This is a genomic window from Pseudomonas tehranensis, assembly GCF_014268615.1.
Classification (GTDB): domain Bacteria; phylum Pseudomonadota; class Gammaproteobacteria; order Pseudomonadales; family Pseudomonadaceae; genus Aquipseudomonas; species Aquipseudomonas tehranensis.
The window spans coordinates 1-1,010 of sequence record NZ_JABWQV010000468.1; the positions used below are offsets into that span (position 1 = coordinate 1).

Here is a 1,010-nt window from a genome sequence, read left to right on the forward strand (position 1 = left end):
GGGGGGGGGGGGGGGCCCCCCCCCCCCCCCACGATGTCCAACTCCTCGCTTCAAGGACTGTAATACCCCACCGCCACCAGGAAATGCCCGACCTTCTTCAGGTACGCGTGCTTGTCCTCGACCTTGTCGGTCACCGGGTTCTTCCAGCGATATTCGTACTCTCCCTCGTCCTGTTTCTCGATCAGCGCCAGTATCGGCTCGCCCACCGGTTTGCCATCCGGGTCCTTGACCTTGGCGAAATCGGTATTGATCAACCGCAGGTTGGTGCCGTGGCCGACATAGCGCCGGGTATTGAGGTCGACGACAAAGACATACAGGTCATCCTGCAAGTAACCGCCCTTGAGGGAGTTGATCGCCATCAGCGTGGGTTTTTCGTTTTGCATCAGGTCGCTCGAAGCCTTGTCCAACAATGCGCGGGCTTGCTCGGCGGAAGCCCGTGGCAGGTAGTAGCCGACGGCCAGGATTCGCTCGCCGACCCGCTGGAAATACACATGCTTGCGCTCGACCTTGCCGTCAGCCCAGTTCTGCCAGCGATACTCGGCCTGTTGGATGCCACTGGCTTCGGGAGTTTTCAAGGCGTCCTTGAAGGCTTTGCGCAAGTCCGGTCCCAGAACCTCGGAAACGTCTCGCCCGATCAGCGCCGAAGAAGGACCGCCGCTGGCAAGCATCACACCTTGGGTATCCACCACGAAGACGTAGCGATCCTTGTCAACAAACTCCCCTTGACGACTGAACGCGGCAAACGCCTTGTCACCATGGTCGTGGTAATAGGCCAGGGCCTTTTCCAGCAGTGCCCGGGCCGCCTGGCCGTCATCCGGGGTAGCCGCCTGCACCTGTGCCACCCCCAGCACCAGTATTACGCCTAGCCAGGCAATCTTGTGAAAAAAACCCATACGCGCGTCCTCGTTCTTGTTGGTGTTTCAAGAGCGTAGACGGCTGGGTGGAGAGCGTTGCTTCACTGGGTGTTGGATTGACTGTCAGGCCGTCATCGCGAGCAGGCTCGCTCCCAC

At 60.2% G+C, this 1,010-nt stretch carries 1 protein-coding gene; it reads right to left on the minus strand.

What is annotated here, in order from left to right; genetic code table 11:
* Positions 1 to 50: 50 nt before the first annotated feature.
* On the minus strand, positions 51 to 893 hold the full coding sequence (locus HU811_RS27010) for a cache domain-containing protein (RefSeq protein ID WP_186659166.1): 843 nt from the start codon (positions 891 to 893) through the stop codon (positions 51 to 53).
* Positions 894 to 1,010: the final 117 nt, after the last annotated feature.